This is a genomic window from Halolactibacillus sp. JCM 19043, from assembly GCF_001310395.1.
In the GTDB taxonomy this organism is placed as follows: domain Bacteria; phylum Bacillota; class Bacilli; order Bacillales; family Amphibacillaceae; genus Halolactibacillus; species Halolactibacillus miurensis.
The window spans coordinates 1-17,102 of sequence record NZ_BAXD01000032.1 but is presented as its reverse complement, the minus strand read 5'-3'; the positions used below and the strand labels follow the sequence as shown (position 1 = coordinate 17,102).

Sequence of the window (17,102 nt, the reverse complement as noted above, 5' to 3'; positions counted from 1 at the left end):
CTAACTTCTTTCTAAAATAAATTTAACTAAATACGATAAGGGCAAACATAGAAGCGAATAACATTACAATGAATGTAACAGAAATATTAATCCACTTTCTCTTTCTATCATTAATTCCTACTCCTGTAATCTCATCGATAATATTAATACAATTTGACGTCAATATTACCACGAAGATAGGCAACAAAAAGAATCCAATATAGGCAAACCAAGCAATTACAATCTTCATTTGTTTTCTCCTTTCAAGACATAAAAATATTATTTTTTATAAAGAGCTACGTATTTATTTTCGCTAATTTCACCATAAGCAATTATATCAGAATCTATAGCTATATGACGGTTACTTGTCAAACTATCAACTGTCTGCCACTCCTTTTTATTTAATAGTGGTTTTTCACTAGCTTCAATTTCGTACAAATAATATTCTCTCATTAGAACACCTCACCTCTCTATCTCATTATCAAGTTCTTTTATCTGCACTTTTTCTTTGTTATTGAATCGCTGCATTCTTTGAGCTTCATCACAAATCAGCTCATAAGAAAACTTAGTGATGCCATCAATATCTTGGTTTGCCAAGTAGTTAATATAAGTCGCTTTATCTTTTGCTTGAATAATCAATGGTGGTAAGTCATGCTGCATTAACGAGTAATTCATCAACATCCGGCCAGTTCTTCCGTTACCATCTGAAAATGGATGAATGCGCTCAAATTGAATGTGGAAGTCCATAACCACTCTTAAAAGGTCCATATCTTTACTTGCACCTTCTAACTGATAATTAAGATTATCAATCCATTGCTGCATTAAGATAGGTGTTTCCTGGGGGGATGCGGTTAGAAAGTCAGCCCCTTGAATCGCATTTTCACTTGTTTTGAATTGGCCCTTATCCACGAGTAATCGATCCATAAGTTTTTCATGAATATCCTTTAAGACAGAAAGGTTTAACGGTTGTTTATCTCGTAACTGGTCAATGATATAAGCAAAAGCATCTCGATGATTTTCTATCTCAAAAAATTCACGTCTACTATAACCACCCGGTAACGTATCATGTAAAATAATAGACACTGTATCAGGTAACGTTACCGTATTACCCTCGATTGCTGATGAGTGATGGGCTAAACGTACGAGCACATCTTGAAAATACTCTTCTAATTGGAATTTATTCAGCATGATTATAACGTCCTTTCAATTGATTTTATCGGTATATTGGGTGTGTTTGGATGTGAATCTTGATGATCTGGAATACCATCGTTGTCTGTATCTGAGCTGTACGGATTCGTTCCTAGCTTTAGCTCTTCTAAATCTGTTAATCCGTCCTGATCGGTATCTCTTGTACTTAGATCATGAGCTGGATTCTCTTTCGTTAACGAGTGGCCATTTAAAATCTTTGCTAATTGTGTCTTTAATTTTCCTAAGTCCGATGAAAAATTGGAAACCAGTTTAATATTAGTTAGACTCTTTACGCCAATCGCATACATTTTTTTCTTTTTCAAATCCAATGGGTCAATGATATCTCTTTCAAAGATATGCGTATTTCCCTTTTCTTTATCTATTTGCTTCACTTGATCAAGTGGCAAATAGCCTTTCGTCTGTTCAAATGTTGCTTTTGCTAATTCTTTATTATCATATATATGCCCAATTGTTTTAATCTCTTCCAGGTTATTTAATACACTCGGTGAGAAATCTCCTTTTACAATACCATACTGATTACCATATTGAACGAGACTTACTTTTTGTTCGCCCTCAATCGCAGGTGCCATATTTTCATCGAGAACAACACCAATATCAAATGTAATGTCTTTCTCAACTATGACGTCCTCAATGCGTTTAATGATTTTTGCACTCTCTTTTTGGATGTCATTTTGATATTCTAACAATAAGTCTTCACTATGTTCTGCTGCCCAACCTTTTATATAAGGAAAAGAATAATCACTTGTATCCATGCCAAAGTTTTTACATGTGATATAAGCTACAGACTCAGCTTGCAATTCTTTTGTTTTCTTATCATATCCATGATACTTACCTTCAGGTTTATGGAAAATAGCATGAGCGTATTCATGAATGAGCGTTTTCTGTTGATTCGTAATATCTCGTTCAGGTCGTGCATTTAGTTCAATGCGGTGTTCTGAAGGCATATAGAAGCCGTTACTAGCCCCTTCATACGATTCATTTAACGTTATAGGTAAATCCCTTTCAAACTCATTTACGAGGTGTTTAAACGCCTTTTCTGCAAACTCACTAGCTGGCACATTCTTAGGCATAATCGGATTTAAGGGTAACGGGACACCGTTTGTATCGCTCACATCAAAAACATTTACCCGTTGAAAGCCGACAATCTTTTGTGTTTTTTCCTCTTTACCAGTTCGTTCATTCATCTCTTTCACCGACTTTGTTCGTGGAGCGATAATCTTAATGGCTTTGGCGCCTTTATTCACCTTGCGTCCGAACTTGTTCCACGCTTTAAATCCTGCGACAAATGTTGCGTCTTCTCGTTGTGAATAGATTAACATCTGATTTCGAAAAGATCGTGTCGGTAGTTTCGTGTAAAAATCCAAGAATTTTTGATATGCTTCCGGATCTGCTACAACCTTTTTAACACCATTAATCAATTCTTGATAATCCTTACTTACTTTGTCTGCAATTTGATCTGATGTACTTGCCGCCAATGTTACCAGCTCCTTAAATTATATTGATCGTCCTTGGTTTCTTTTTCTTGTTTTCTTTTTCTTTCGTTTTAAATCATCTTCAAATTGTTTCTTAGCAAAACCTTCTTGCTTTCTATCTCTTAGAATACCTTGCATCATACTTCTTAGTCCTTGCATACTTCTTAATCCTTGAACGGCTATTTGTGGAGTAATCTCTTGACTGATAGCTCTATGTTCTAACGCTTCATTCATTTCATACAACGGAATAGCATGATTAATATTTTTCTCTCCAACCTGTTCAGGTGAAATTTTCAGAATGTTCACTTTACTTTCTTTTGATAGTTCTGGATTTGTTAAACATTCTTCTTTAAACAATAGAAGATGAATCGGGTTCTTCCATTGGAAATCCGCAAAATGATTGGCCATAATTTCTCTTTTCACTTTATAAGGTTGGTTGAGTACTTGGATGATTTTTTCTTGATCTTCTGTCGAATATTTTCTTAATTCATCTGAATTTAAATCTACAGATTCACCATAATATTCGCTACTTGAAACAAGTAATTCTTTTTCATAAATCGTTAGCGATGACAGATTGACATCCGGTTGCAATCGATTGATTTCCAAGTCGTAGAATTCTGTCATTAATGTTTTAACCTCATGCAATGTAACAAGCTTTTCCGAAGTGTCCTTTAGTACATTAACCCGAGGGTTGGATTGGTCTTTTAATAATTTAATCCGCTCAATGTAGTTATCATCTGTGATACCTAACTCAGTGTTAATTTGTCTAAGTTTATTTCCAGCAAGCTCGATATGTTTTTCAACATTAACAACAAATGTCCATCTATTCTTAAGAATACTACTTAGTTCTTGTTGGACTTTTTCACTCTGAATATTCATATGAAGAAGGTCAATTTCATCATCACTTAAGAAATCATTTTGACTAAGCGTTTCATCTACTAATCTCACTTTTTCATCGTAATCTAAACTCTCAACATCCCAGTGCTTATAGTAATCTTTAATAAATCGATTAGCTTCATTTTCTAAAATTTTTTCAGCTTGTTCGATGGCTTTTTCTTCAGTTTCAATGCGTGATAATGCTTTGTATTTATCTTCAGAATCAGACTTGAATGTTACTGATTTTTTCCATTTCTCAAGTTGGATTTTTCGTTCAGATAGTGTTTCACTATTTACAAAGAATCGAAGTTCTTTTGCGGCATTTGATAAGACTGCTTTTTCTTTTGGCATAAATTTTCGAGTGAATTTATTTTCAAATTGAATTGCTTGTTTCTTTTCTTTAAATGCTTGAATAGATTCAACTTTTTTATTGTACTTTTTCACGTCTTCATTGTAACTTACACGTTCAGATTCTCGACCCTCTTTTTGCATTTTTCGTGCAACAAACCCCTCATGAATTGTTGGTATTTTTTCTGTTCCAATCGCTTTATTTGAAAGATGAGTAATACGTTCGTTGATATTGTTTTTTTCTAAATATTCATTAGCTGTATCCGCCCATTGTTTACGCCAATCATTAAACGTTTTTATTGAATCCCAATCTGTTATATTTATTTTATTAAACTTTTTTTTACCTTTATCATCTAAAACATGTTCGCCATTTTCATCATAAATGTATTGTCTTTTAGATTTTATTCCCCACGACCCGTCTTTATTAAATGGACGCATAGTTAGCATAACATGAAAGTGAGGATTGTTTTCATCATCTCGGTGAACAGCAATATCAGCTACCATACCTTTATCTACAAATGCTTTTTGACAATAGTCTTTTGCTAGATTATTTTGTTCTTCTATCGACAACTCTCTAGGTAATGCAATATTAAATTCTCTAGAAAATTGAGCGTTATAATTCTTTTCTACTTTATTGACTTCATTCCATAATTTTTGTCTATCAGTAGCCCATTCAGGTGCATGTTCAGGAGCTAATATAAATGAATCAGGAGATACTTCTCTTTTATAAAACCATTCTTTATCTGTTTTTTCATCAAATAATCTTTCACCTGATCGGTAAGCAGCAACTGCTAATGGACTTTTCGGTTTATTGTCTTTTGTCACTTTTGATATTACTTGACCATAAAAATGATAGATAGCCATATTTTGTTCACCTTCTTTCTAAAATAACATGAGCGCAGCGAATTTTAACACACGCTTGACGAAAACCCAAATGCAATATGGGTTTTAGCACTCACTCGATAGAGTGTATAAGTGCGCCATTAATCACTTCGTTATGGATTATTATATCACTCGAATTGTTATTTTGTAAATGGAACTGGCGTTTTATATTGAATATTCTCTTTGAATCGTGTATGATTATATAAAACAATGAGGGGGTTATATAATGTCTAAATCTATAGAATCAACATTAACGAGTATTGATGAGCAAATTAATGCATTGAAGAAAAAAAAGAAAGAAGAACTCGCAAAAATGGAGCAGAAGGTCGGAAAGAAATTTATCGCCACTTTTGATTTATCTGATCGAACTATTGATGATATCTATTCAATCATTGAACAATTAAATAATAAGGATCAAACACCTAGTTCAATCAAAAAGAGTGAATAATGGTGACAAATAAAATTGATAAGATTGATAAACAAATAGAAAAACTAGAAACAGAAAAAAAAATACTTAAACGAAATATTAATAATCATCTCTCACGAAAAGAGCGCACACGACGATTGATTCAAATAGGCGCTTTAGCTGAAAAATACTTTGAGATTAGCCATAACAACTTAGATGAGGTTGAAGAAATTTTCTTGCAATTCTCAAGTTATATTAAACATAAAAAACTTAATAAACACAAAAAAAACCTCCAGTAATATACGTATCGTATTATCTATTATTGGAGGCCCTCACCATATTTAATTTATCATGTCATTATCAGATACTACAGATTAAAGTCTAACTCTTTAACACTACCGTACTCTTTAATAAGATGATCTCCTGATCCCCAACTATGTTGTGCTTTTACAGGTAAATCATATGATAATTTTATTCGATATAAAGTGAGTTTTTCTGCTGTCTCTTTATCAGTAATACAAAACGGACTATCTACTTCACTAAATAAAAAGTAATCTCCTTGAAGAGTATCACAATGGTCACAACAATTTGCTAAATATGAACGCTTAATTGTTTTTGAATATCGTATTTTATAGTTGTATTTCGATTGAATATATTTTAATACTTTTTCAGGTAACGGATCAACAAAAGAAGTCACATTTATTTCACCTGTGTAATAATGATAAATTGCACATTCTTCTCCATTGTCTTCATCTTCATCAAAGTCCAACCAATAATAATTTTCTATCCCAAAACCTATTACTTTTGTTTTTTTCCCGCACTTGAAGCATTGTTTATGTCCTTCAATTATGTAAAGCACATCGCATATTATATAATCAAACCATTCTTTTTTTAAAATCCATTCGTGAAAATCCGGATAGCTATCTTTGTATGGCGCTATCCACTTTTTAAGTTCGGGATTCCATTTTGCTCCTATAGTTTTCGCCGTATCTTTTTCTTTATAAGGTACGTTCAGTATAAGTGGCATACTATCAGCTCCTCTAATATGTTTGTGTTATAATTCCGGTAATTTTTTAAAGGTACTTTAAATAAAAAGCCCCTTTGATAGGGGCTTAATTTAATATTTAGTAAAAACTAACTTGAGAACGTGAAAAATAAGATTGATCAGACTTTAGCAGCCAACTTCATATTTTCTTCTTTAAAAGTTTTTTCAGTGATCTCTCCGTTTAAATATTTAAAGGCAAGTACCTCTTGTTTTTCAGAAACTTCAAGTCCTTCCATAGTTAAACTAGCCTTTGCTGATTTTAAACCTTTATCATATGACTTTTTATCCATCTTGTTTCACTCCACTATTTTATTTACCGAGGTTGAGAAATTCCGGATCAGCATCAACTCTAAAATCATTGTTACTGTTATTAGTTGGTTGCTTTTTTGTTTCTTTTCTTTTAGACGGATCGTTTCTCATATCTGATGATGGGAAACCATGTCTATCAATATACTCCTTCAGTGCTAATCGAATATACTTGCTTTTCTCTCGGCTTTTAATACTTTTTAAAAAGGCTTGTATCTCCTGGTGTTCTACATCATCATAAGAAAATAACTGTGTTTTTGTAGCCATCTGATCCCCCCTAGCTGCTTTGCATATTGTTAACAAGTAGGCTACAGAATTTATCATAACCATGTACATTGGCCGTCTGTGAATCCTTAACAACATCAAGCGATTCTTCACCGAATACATCTTTGAAATATTCACCGACAGCATTTGCTCCGCCACCCGTCACAACAAACTCATCAATATTTTCTCTAACAGCAACAATACGATCAATTTCTGATACAATTTGATCAATCGTATCAACAATAGCTTCTTTTGCTTCTTGTTCAAACGGATATTGCGAACGTTCTGATATTTTTAGTACATAACCATTCCTAAATCCTTCTTCGATTTGAAGTTGATCTAGCGTTTTCAAGCTATATTTAGCACTTAATTTTCTTTGAACAGCTTTATAGATATCATTCATACCTTGATAAATCGTACGTGACTGATCATCAATACGTTTCATTCCTTTATACGTATCAATAATCGTCGTCCCTGATCCAAAATCAATGACGGTGATTGTATTGTCTGTAAGATTTTTATGCATCTTTCCATCAAGTAAATACTTGTTTAACAAGGTCCCTAGTGGTTGTTCGAGTAAGCGTACATCAACAACGTTGATAACTTTTTCTATACCGTTTCTTTTCACTAAATGTTTTTTCTTCAAAAACTCTTTTAGCTTAGCATCTAAATCTGTTTTGATTTCAGCCGATGGCATTCCTGTAACAAGAACAACCTCTAATGTATCTTCTTCATATTGTGATGCTAATTCTGCTAAAACAAACTGGCAAAGCAGCTTAAAACGTTTATTATTGTATCTGTTTTCGTGCGTATACGTGTGAATTAATTTATTTGGTGAAATAGCTTCTCTTAATTTTTCTCCCCATATGTATTCTGTACCATCATCAAGTGACGATTCAAATACGTTATACTGATCCGTTCCTTTATCAAAAAGGTCACTAATGCTTGATTCTCCTAACGCACTTTTCTTCGCAAATGAACTTGGTGCAATGAAAACTTTTTCCTCATTATTACTTACAGCTTTCACAAAACCGTTTCCAATATCAAAACTCATTTTCACTAACATTCATACCAGCTCCTTTTTTAAGTTTCATTTAACTTCTAACTTTATTATACCACCCTTCATTATATAATGCAATAGATATTGGTTAGTTTTATAAATTGTATTATATAATGTAATATATTTTAATTGTTTATATATAAAAAGGTATATATTATAATATATAATGAAGTCATTTTATCTTTACATTATATATCAAGATATATAATGTAATATATAATAACTATTTATAAAGAGATCGTTCTACGCTAAAAAATATATTTGCCAAATTTTTTTTTTAGTGGTATTGTAGATGTATCAAAAAAAACGCAAAACAAAAACGCCATGTTAGCACCAACTAACACCGCGTCCTTGTTTTAACGAATAAATAATACATAAAAAGACTCCTAGCCATCTCTATAGTGTTAGCAGCACTATGAGACGGTTCACCCTACACCAACTAGGGAAAACGCTGACCAGAATCTTTTTTAATTTATTCAATTGATATTTAAAGTATACTAAATATCATTGAATAAGTAAAGAGAATCACTCGTCTTTTTGTCTTTCTTTTCAACCTTTTTCGGACGTGAAGAGACAATGTTTTCCTAATGATTTTTTAGGGGAAACATTGTCTTTTTGTGTAATCAAAAGGAGAAGAAACATATGTTAAATACAACACCTGCAAATATCAACCCTCAACACTACATCGTGTCCGGCGTAAAGTTCTTTAAAGACACTCTCGATAAGCTCCGCCTAGATGCGAGTGTGACAGATCAGCCAATCACCGCATCGGAAATCTCTGTTCTTATGATTCTACATAGCTATGCAGATGAAACAGGACAGATCCACTCACTCACACATGACAAAAATACCAGCGATCGTAAAGCACTAAGTATCTCAAATATTGCTCGTGATCATGAACTTGTTTACGAGACAACAAAAAAAGCTTTCGACTCATTAATTGCACGTAATTACATAACTGAAGTCTATACATCAAATAGCATGTATTATGAATTAGTTGATTATACTGAGCTGAATAATTCAAATAACTTAAATTATTTCAGAATTCCACAACGATTATTTGAGGAAAAGGTCTTTGGCCAATTAATTAAACATCGCTACCATACGGCACCACTCGTCCTACTAGAGTTAAGTCAATACTTTACTCGACAAATCGGACTAAATAAACGTTTTTCAACACCTCAAGACGTATCGGCTACTCGAACGATGAATTATTTAAAATCAGCTTTAAAAACAACGGCTAAGCGTGTACGTGCATTCACAGATATCGTGAAGAACGTCTTTGTTTTTAAACCGATTGATACCAAAGTAAAAGCGCCTTCAGAATCAAGATCGAATAGACTACGAACATTTGCACAAGTATGTATTGATAAATTTGAATGCTCAATGAACGTTGCGTGTTTTAAAGAAAACGATAAACAAAAAGAAAAAGAAACTTATTCATACGCAAAAAGGGAAATAGCTAATCGTATTAAAAATGCTAGTATTCCTTTAAAGTGGCGTGATCGTTTAGATATCAATAAATCAATGCAGCGCATGTCAAAGATTGCGCTTCACCTTGATTGTATAAATAAAAAGCATCACATGTTGAGACAAGTCTTATTACAAGTAGGGGATGCCTTAGAAACCCTTCACCTTGATGGAGAATTACGTGATATCAAATCTATTGGAGCCTTTGTCAATAAACTTTGTAGTAATGCATGGGAAGATTATAAAACTCGTAATCTATCAGCTGAAGACCGTATTGAAATCATGACAAACTATCAAACACAATACGAAGAGCATCCTGCATTCCTCTAGGTTTTCAAAAAAATAACAACATATAACCCTTTCTAAAAAATCGCAAAAAAAGAAAGGGCTATTTGCATGCCTTTTTTTATTCTCTGACTTCCACAATCCTCTCTATGCTCTATTTTTCCTTTAATAAACATCTTGTAGAGACACCTATTCCCTAATATATACAAAACGACAAAAAATTATAAATGTATTTCAAAACATCTGAAATTATAAAAATGTATTTCAAGATATGTGAGAAGTGAATACTGTATTTTAGCTTATGTGAATTTGTTAATACTGTATTTCAATCAATAGAAAAAAGAGCTATAAACCTTATTTTCAAAGGGTTTATAGCTCTCTATAAAATCTCTTTATTCTTTCTTGTTAATTTTTATTTACTCTTGTTTTGTTATATAAATTATTTGATTCTTTAGACAAGAATTGTTGCATTAATGAAACTCATTTTTTTGTAAAAATAATAGTAATCGCATCATTTTTTCTCTTTGCTCATCATTTAGTGGATCAAACACACTGTGTAATTCAAAGAGTAAATCGCTATCATTTAATTTTTTTATGAACATCAGCAATTTTTCTTTTTCTTCGTTACTCATTTCCTCAAATATATCAACCACTTCACTGATGTAAGCATGATCAGATACATTAGCAGTAAATGCATCACTTTTTCCAATCAAATAGTCAACAGATACATTAAAAAAATCGGCCATATCCCACAAGCTACTAACGGACGGTTTTACAAGTCCTTTTTCATACTTTGAGATAGCAGCTTTAGATACACCGATAATTTTGCCGAGCTCTTCTTGTGTCATTTTATTTTCTTGTCTTAATAGACTAAACGTTGTGGCAATAAATCTCTTTTCATATGGAACACCTCCCTTGTAAGTTTACTATAAGTTTACTATACCGTCTAAATGCAACAAATTAAAGAACATTTACAAATATAGTTGAACATAAAGATACAATATGGTACGTTTATATCACAAAAGTAAACAAACAAGATACAAAGGGAGGTATTTCATGGCTCATTTTGTCGAAGATAAAGAAAAATTGATACACATGTTGAACATTATGATACTTAAGGGTGATAAAAAAATTAAAAGAAGAAAAACAGAAAAACAACTTTACGAACTAAAGTTCTTGTAGTACTATAAAATGAGAACGAACGTTCGTTTGTTATTATTTTTGTTCTTCTAATAAAAAGTTCATCATCTTCTTAATGATTTTTTTGTTGCTTTGATCCAATTGATTGAAAATAAGTTGTTCTTCACTATAGAAGTCCTCTTTCTGATAGTTAGGTATTAAAAAATTTGGTCGATTAAACAAGAGGTCAAGAGGCACATCTAAATAATCAGCAATTTTTATAGCTTTAGCGACACTCACAGTATCATTATTATTTTCATAACGTTGTATTTGTCGAGGGCTGACACCTAGAATTTTAGCTAAATCTTCTTTGGAAATGTTTTTTTCTTTTCTTAAGTTATTAATATTGTTTTCATTTTTCATTAAACTTTCGTCCAATCTAAAAAAAAGTTTGACGAACCATGATATATTTGATAATATCAAGTTGCGGACGTTAACGTCATTTTTAAAATAAAGACCTTAAACGACTTTTTAAGTCACTTTATTCATATGCAACTTTTTAGGTCGTATTAAAATCAAAGGTGGTGCTTTTAAAATGAGAAAGAATAAGTTACCGTTGATGCTACGTTTTGATTTTTTATCTTTACCTAAAGGCACAGTGAGAACTTTCAGCAAAGACATCTACGAAGTCAAATCAGGTTTACTGGTTAAAGACATACATACTAACAAAGTTTTCCGAATACAGGATATCTTTTACGATATTCGTACCGTAAAAGACGCCAATGGTAATATTGTTGCCAAAAGAAAGAACCCTCAACGAGAACTACACATAATAAATCATACTTAACAAATAACATTCATCTGCTATGATGTGGACATTGTCCATATTGATCATTGAAAAGTGCATATTAAGGTGGAACTCGATGAAAAAGTCACGTATCGAGAATTCTATACCATGTAACTAGTTAGTGGGGGCGACGCTTAAAATCCACTTGTGACTTCGCAAAGTAAGAACAGCACAACATGTGTAAGGTTGTTGGAATGAGCCAAAAACCAACAGAAATGAAAAAGAGTATTGAGTTACCAGCGCTCTGTGAAGGAGCAACTACCTGGTAAAAATCCCTTTTTTTCGACAACGTAAACAATAAAAATCTCAAGGTTGATCTTATTTTTTTACTAAGATCAACCTTTTTATATTTTGTCACAATTGTCTATAGTTCATTGTAAACGGTAATGAGTAAAATGTGTACATCATAGCAGATGAAAACAAGTGTAAATTGAAGGGAAATACAGTATAATTAAAAATAAGGACGGTGATCAGCATGAATAAGAAATTTGTAGCGACTCTCTTAACTATTACAACAGTCATTATTGTTGGAACAACACATACTGTTTTAGGTTCAGAACAAAAGCAAGCAAGCTTAGTATCAGGCATAGCTAGAACAGAAATTATTCAAGAAAAAATAAATACCAACAAAAAAAACTTACAGTTAATCCTTCAAGCAAAAGAAGAACTTAGTATTGCAAAAGAGCGTTTAGATGATGAATCACTAAATAATGCAAATGAAAAAATTAATAACGTTCCTCCCTTCATTCGTAAGTTACTTACAACAGAATTTAATGAGCTAACAGAAAAAAAAAGTGGCAATGGATGAACAAAGACGTATTGAAGAAGAAAAGGAGCTAGCAAAGCAATCTGAACAGGAAGCACAAGTTAAGAAAGAAGCAGCACAAATGAACACAAAACGTTGCATCATCAACTGTTACTCAATCAAAATCAAGCAGTGATACGAACACAACAACAAAGAAAAAAAGGTGCGCAAGAAAGTACAAGTAGCAAATCGACTGTCGCACCCAAAGGATCGACAGAGTCATCAACTGGTTCTTCAAGTAGTACAACGGATGAAAAAACAACAACAAAAGAATATTCATCACCAACAGATGTTAAAAAGACTGATGAGGGAAAAATCCCAGTTTATAATCAAGATGGTACTTTAAGTGATAATCAAGAGGGTGCAAACACATACGAATCAGGTACTTTTACTGTTCCTTCTGATTGGGATTAACTCATAATATTATAACTAGTTATTTTTAAAAAAGTCTAGGGATATTGGGAAACCGATGTCTGTAGACTTTTTTGTTTGATAAAAATTGAGAGAGGAGAATTATATTAGTGAAAAAACGAAAAGAACGATTAGTAACTTTATGGATAACCATTCTTCTGTGTTTGCAGGTGATTATTTCACCGTTAGCTGTATTTGCAGATATTGAGGATAAGGAGACACTAGTTGATCAGAATGGCGATGGGTTTATTTCAGATGATGAATTACTTGAAGTGACCGAGGATGAATTAGATACACAATCATTAGCTGTTAACGAGAAGGGAGAAGTGTTGTACAATGGCGAACCTCTTTACGTTGGTGGCAATAGTGAAGAAGTGCCAGTAACTCTAGATCGTTTGATGCAAGAGGGGGTGAAGCAAAAATTAGTAACCAAAAAAGAGAGTGCCGGTTTACTTTCCGATTTCTTTTTGGCAATTGCTAATTGGATATCTCCTACGCTTGTTCAAGCATCAGATGCGGTGCCAAACATTCGCTACAACGGATCTGTTTCTTATAGCTATTCAACCGTTGGCGATTTTACTATTGATGGACGGCAAGCTTTTTGCGCAGAACATAGTAAATCATCTCCACCAACCGGCACGCCATTTAACCCTTTAAAACCATACGATAATGATAAAGTCCAAAAAGCTTTATACTATGGCTGGGGAGGTCCTGGCAACCTGTTTTCTAATCGAAACGAGGGGGTCGTTGTTACCTCGTTAGTTTTATCAACCATTTATTCTGGTACTACTTCAGGTAGAAACTATCAAGGGTATAAAGATTTGATGGATAAAGTAAATAACGGAACTATTCCTAACTATAAAGTAAGCTTATCCGATACCAATCTTTCCGTTAGTGTAAATGATGGGAAGCAAGTTTCTCAATCGACTACCTTTCAATCAGATAATAGCAACAGTATTACAATTAATTTGCCGTCCGGTGTAACGCTAGTCAATGAATCTACTAATAAATCCTTTACTGGTTCGGCGACAATCAAGGGTAATCAGAGATTTCATTTAGAAGCTTCATTATCTTATAACAAGGCTTACAGTTCAGGAGATTTAGTAGGAACTATGGAAACGTATCAACCTCTTCTAACAAAGCCAAAATCGAGCGGTTATCAAGATTTAGTTACTGCTCGTTGGTATAAAGACCCGGCAAACACAACAAGTTTCAGTGTACCATTCACAGCACAAACAGTTACTATGACGAAGATTTACAAGGATGAATTTACAGGTAATACGATTGATAGTACCACATCCACGGTTACGATTGGCTCAACTTATCGCGCATGCGGGCCGAATGAATTAAGTTATCAAGGTTACCCGATGATAAAGAAAACCTGGTGTAGCGAAGGCACAGTCCCAAATAAAAATTTCACGAAGACTTTTTGGTACAATTCAGAACACACTTTAAAAATTAACTACTACAACGAGCATAATGGAAAATATATTAAGTCTCTTGGTAATTGGACGTATGAAGCCGGGGACGATTATAGTAAAACAGTTGTAGACAGCTTTATTTTTGGTAATAACGATACACTGTACAAATTTAGCGACACTAATAAAACAATCAGTGGGACAATGGGAAGAGGGAATAAAACAGTTAAGGTTAATTACTATCCGCATCATGATATTGCTGTTACATGGAAAAACAGATACGCAAATTATGATGTATTTAAAAAGGATGAGTCTACTGAAAAAGTAGGTCATAATTACAGCTATGATCAACCTGAAACATTCACGAAAAATAGTTTAGTCTATGTAAGAGAAAACAACAATGTTTTTTCAGGTGAATTAGGATATAGTGATAGATCACATACTTTCTTTTATCGACTTAGACGAAATGTAACCGTGAATTATAAGGATAATAGAAACGGTGATGTGATTAAGAGTCCTAAAAGCTACGATTTAGTACAGGGAAATAGTTATTCAGAAAACCCTGTTACGATCAAAAAAGATGCTTACACGTATCGATACGTCAAACATAGTGGTAATTCTGAAAGTGGTACGATCGGAACGAGCAACGTAACCATGACCTATCACTATGATTTACCGTTAGCTAAAGTGGGTTTAGAAAAAATTCAAATATATACAGCACCTAGTAGTGAAGGGTTACCAGTGAAAGTGAAGCTAAGTAAAGTGAATAATTATCAAGTTGCTGTTCCTGATATGACTGATTCAACCAAGTCAATCACGGTCGCACTTTATCAAGGATCAACAAAGATTGATGCAAAAACATATGTAGCAAAGAATTTACCATATGATGTGTCGTTCACTATTCCGTCCAATGTTCTGAACAAGAATGAGAACAAGCCATATACCGTTAAATTTGAAGGTTATGACACTCATAATTGGGATGTTATTAGCGGTCAAGGTGAAGTAACTACAGACGGCTATACATCATCAGAGCGCACGATACAAGTTGATGCAGCTACAGATGATTATCTATCTTATCAAGGTGTTGTTATGACTGAAAGAGAAGTTGGAAACACGATGAAGGTCTTCTACGAAACATTAGATATTCCAATTGCTAAACTAGACCCGATCCGAACAGGATATGGGTTTGAAATGCCAATCAATATGTCATATGAAAATGATTTAGGCAATGGTGGTACTGATTTTTCCTTTAATATGTTTGCCCCGATGGATATTGTCGATGATACCTACGTCGAATACGATACAAACGGCAACATAGCAACTGTTCCATTAGAATTAACGAACAATGTCACTAGCACAGATAAAACAAGCTCTAAACAACTATTTGAACTACAACACATGAACGTTGAACGTATGACAGGTCACTTATTTACAGATCAACAAGTGGCTGCCAATGATTCGAGAATTGAAAAAGAGATTATATCAGGAAATCGTAAGTTTTATCTTCCGATTTGGGGATATGTCGGGAAATATGATTTTAATGTTGCATCAGATGAAAAAATAGGTATAAATCAAATTGCTGTAAACATTGATTATACGTTAGACGTTGTTGGTCATATGTATTTGCACATGGATTCACCAACAAAAGATAAAGATGCCATACATTTTGAACCAATCAATAAGGATGATCCTTTTCCTAATGGCGTACCCAACAATTGGACAGATGAAGATGTAGAAGCATTTTATGCCTGGTTAGAAGAATAAGCAGAGTAAGGACAAGATGATTTAAAAGTCTTGTCCTTTTTGCGTTTTTGAAAGGAGACGTGCATTTTGCTAGTAGAAACAGCAATGAACATTAATGATATCAAGCACCATATCGATAAAAATAATACGCTAGAAGAATCCAAAAAAAAATTATTGAAGAATCTTTTGAATATCGACTCTTCTTTTTTACATTATTCGTTTGGCTTGGGCGGTTTTTCAAGTGTGAACTGGGACTTTACTTATACGGAGGTGAAAACACATATTATTTCTAGTTTAGTAGACTTAAATTGGTCTTTTACTTTTGCAGGAACACCATTGAAAGAAAAAGTCTTTATTTTGAATATTTCTTTTGTTCAAGAGCAAAAAATAGATGATTTTTTAATCGGTTCAACTTATGAAAATGATAATAGGACCATTTTTAATCAACTTGAGATATATCTCACTGAAAAGAATGGGCGTCTTCTGAAAAGGGGGGGCAACAGTGATTAAAGATTCTATTTCAATGGTTGGGTTACTTTATATAGCAATGGTGGCGCTGATGCTGCTGTTCACAGCGCAACGAGAAGGAATCAGTCATGACGCTGTTGTATCGGCGATGGTAACGTCTGGCCAAGTGTCTACAATGCAAGGTTTGGATAACAGTGCAAGAACCACAAGTGATGCTGTGTTATATCGACCAATCAATTTGAAGAACAGTTTGAAGAAACGTTACATCTAACCTGAATGTTGATATTGATATCAGTGATATATCGTATGATTATTTTCAGGATAACGGTGATATTAAAGCCGTGAAAATCATTGTTAGCAGTCAAGACGGACAAGAGTATTCAACATATTTAAGACAAAATTTTTATGAATTGGAGTCAATAACCAGCGACTGAGGTTGTGAGCTTATAAAAGCTTATATTGACTAGACCGAGTTCATAAGGAACTACGTTATCTCGGTTAAGACACCTACAGATGCTTCTCTAGTCTGTAGCAACTGTCGTGTAGCATTAAACAGTTCCGAGGGAAAAGAACAGTGTGTTACATCTAACAAGCCTAGATAACTTGGTCGAAGAGAGATGACGTACTTTCGTCACGTTACCCCCATTACGGGGAGGAGGAATTTACATCCAATGGTATTTGTACTGATT

General features: G+C 33.5%; 20 protein-coding genes. 9 read left to right on the top strand and 11 right to left on the bottom strand.

The features are described 5' to 3' along the window. Positions 1–22: 22 nt before the first annotated feature. From JCM19043_RS12850 to mobQ, 5 genes are read right to left on the bottom strand one after another with little or no spacing between them, the layout of a single operon-like run. Complete coding sequence (locus JCM19043_RS12850) at positions 23–229, bottom strand: hypothetical protein (RefSeq protein WP_062323073.1); 207 nt, start codon at positions 227–229, stop codon at positions 23–25. A gap of 29 nt (positions 230–258) precedes the next feature. Next, positions 259–432 carry a hypothetical protein gene (locus tag JCM19043_RS16570; protein ID WP_156321421.1) on the bottom strand — a complete coding sequence of 58 codons (174 nt, stop codon included), beginning with the start codon at positions 430–432 and terminating at the stop codon, positions 259–261. A 9-nt stretch (positions 433–441) separates the two neighbouring features. Then, a complete protein-coding gene (locus tag JCM19043_RS12845; RefSeq protein ID WP_156321420.1) occupies positions 442–1,167 on the bottom strand; it encodes a Fic family protein in 726 nt (241 codons plus the stop codon). Between the two features lie 2 nt (positions 1,168–1,169). Continuing rightward, complete coding sequence (locus JCM19043_RS12840) at positions 1,170–2,663, bottom strand: ArdC-like ssDNA-binding domain-containing protein (RefSeq protein WP_062323071.1); 1,494 nt, start codon at positions 2,661–2,663, stop codon at positions 1,170–1,172. 18 nt (positions 2,664–2,681) lie between these two features. Next, positions 2,682–4,748 carry a MobQ family relaxase gene (mobQ, locus tag JCM19043_RS12835; protein WP_062323069.1) on the bottom strand — a complete coding sequence of 689 codons (2,067 nt, stop codon included), beginning with the start codon at positions 4,746–4,748 and terminating at the stop codon, positions 2,682–2,684. A 244-nt stretch (positions 4,749–4,992) separates the two neighbouring features. Between mobQ and JCM19043_RS12830 the strand changes: the two genes are divergently transcribed. After that, the gene (locus tag JCM19043_RS12830) at positions 4,993–5,214 is read left to right on the top strand and encodes a hypothetical protein (protein ID WP_062323067.1); all 222 of its coding nucleotides are present in this window, start codon (positions 4,993–4,995) and stop codon (positions 5,212–5,214) included. Then, a complete protein-coding gene (locus tag JCM19043_RS12825; protein ID WP_062323065.1) occupies positions 5,214–5,471 on the top strand; it encodes a hypothetical protein in 258 nt (85 codons plus the stop codon). The genes JCM19043_RS12830 and JCM19043_RS12825 overlap by 1 nt, the downstream gene beginning before the upstream one ends. A gap of 68 nt (positions 5,472–5,539) precedes the next feature. Here the strand turns inward: JCM19043_RS12825 and JCM19043_RS12820 are convergent, their stop codons facing one another. The 4 genes from JCM19043_RS12820 to JCM19043_RS12810 form a co-directional block, all read right to left on the bottom strand. Continuing rightward, positions 5,540–6,199 carry a DUF5710 domain-containing protein gene (locus tag JCM19043_RS12820; RefSeq protein ID WP_062323063.1) on the bottom strand — a complete coding sequence of 220 codons (660 nt, stop codon included), beginning with the start codon at positions 6,197–6,199 and terminating at the stop codon, positions 5,540–5,542. 137 nt (positions 6,200–6,336) lie between these two features. After that, positions 6,337–6,507 carry an antitoxin VbhA family protein gene (locus JCM19043_RS16565; RefSeq protein WP_156321419.1) on the bottom strand — a complete coding sequence of 57 codons (171 nt, stop codon included), beginning with the start codon at positions 6,505–6,507 and terminating at the stop codon, positions 6,337–6,339. 19 nt (positions 6,508–6,526) lie between these two features. Then, a complete protein-coding gene (locus JCM19043_RS12815) occupies positions 6,527–6,790 on the bottom strand; it encodes a hypothetical protein (protein ID WP_062323061.1) in 264 nt (87 codons plus the stop codon). A gap of 10 nt (positions 6,791–6,800) precedes the next feature. After that, positions 6,801–7,853, bottom strand: coding sequence for a hypothetical protein (locus tag JCM19043_RS12810; protein ID WP_062323059.1), 1,053 nt, complete (start codon positions 7,851–7,853; stop codon positions 6,801–6,803). A 636-nt stretch (positions 7,854–8,489) separates the two neighbouring features. On the opposite strand from JCM19043_RS12810, the gene JCM19043_RS12805 reads away from it, so the two are divergent. After that, a complete protein-coding gene (locus JCM19043_RS12805; RefSeq protein WP_062323057.1) occupies positions 8,490–9,647 on the top strand; it encodes a hypothetical protein in 1,158 nt (385 codons plus the stop codon). A gap of 425 nt (positions 9,648–10,072) precedes the next feature. Here JCM19043_RS12805 and JCM19043_RS12800 read toward each other — a convergent pair whose 3' ends face one another. After that, positions 10,073–10,489, bottom strand: coding sequence for a helix-turn-helix domain-containing protein (locus JCM19043_RS12800; RefSeq protein ID WP_255349972.1), 417 nt, complete (start codon positions 10,487–10,489; stop codon positions 10,073–10,075). A 169-nt stretch (positions 10,490–10,658) separates the two neighbouring features. Between JCM19043_RS12800 and JCM19043_RS18270 the strand changes: the two genes are divergently transcribed. After that, a complete protein-coding gene (locus JCM19043_RS18270) occupies positions 10,659–10,784 on the top strand; it encodes a hypothetical protein (protein WP_255349971.1) in 126 nt (41 codons plus the stop codon). Positions 10,785–10,817: 33 nt separating this feature from the next. Here the strand turns inward: JCM19043_RS18270 and JCM19043_RS16115 are convergent, their stop codons facing one another. Continuing rightward, positions 10,818–11,144: a helix-turn-helix domain-containing protein gene (locus JCM19043_RS16115; RefSeq protein WP_082394562.1), complete on the bottom strand. Its 327-nt coding sequence runs from the start codon at positions 11,142–11,144 to the stop codon at positions 10,818–10,820. An 899-nt stretch (positions 11,145–12,043) separates the two neighbouring features. On the opposite strand from JCM19043_RS16115, the gene JCM19043_RS12785 reads away from it, so the two are divergent. The 5 genes from JCM19043_RS12785 to JCM19043_RS12765 all read left to right on the top strand — a co-directional run bounded on the left by JCM19043_RS12785 (position 12,044) and on the right by JCM19043_RS12765 (position 16,684). Continuing rightward, a complete protein-coding gene (locus JCM19043_RS12785) occupies positions 12,044–12,376 on the top strand; it encodes a hypothetical protein (protein WP_062323051.1) in 333 nt (110 codons plus the stop codon). Between the two features lie 93 nt (positions 12,377–12,469). Continuing rightward, complete coding sequence (locus JCM19043_RS12780) at positions 12,470–12,787, top strand: hypothetical protein (RefSeq protein WP_062323049.1); 318 nt, start codon at positions 12,470–12,472, stop codon at positions 12,785–12,787. A gap of 107 nt (positions 12,788–12,894) precedes the next feature. Then, a complete protein-coding gene (locus JCM19043_RS12775) occupies positions 12,895–15,966 on the top strand; it encodes a thioester domain-containing protein (RefSeq protein ID WP_062323047.1) in 3,072 nt (1,023 codons plus the stop codon). 66 nt (positions 15,967–16,032) lie between these two features. Continuing rightward, positions 16,033–16,455 (top strand): hypothetical protein, encoded by a 423-nt coding sequence (locus tag JCM19043_RS12770; RefSeq protein WP_062323045.1) that lies wholly within the window; start codon positions 16,033–16,035, stop codon positions 16,453–16,455. Beyond that, positions 16,448–16,684, top strand: coding sequence for a hypothetical protein (locus JCM19043_RS12765; protein WP_062323043.1), 237 nt, complete (start codon positions 16,448–16,450; stop codon positions 16,682–16,684). Before JCM19043_RS12770 ends, JCM19043_RS12765 begins: the two co-directional genes overlap by 8 nt. Positions 16,685–17,102 lie beyond the last annotated feature (418 nt).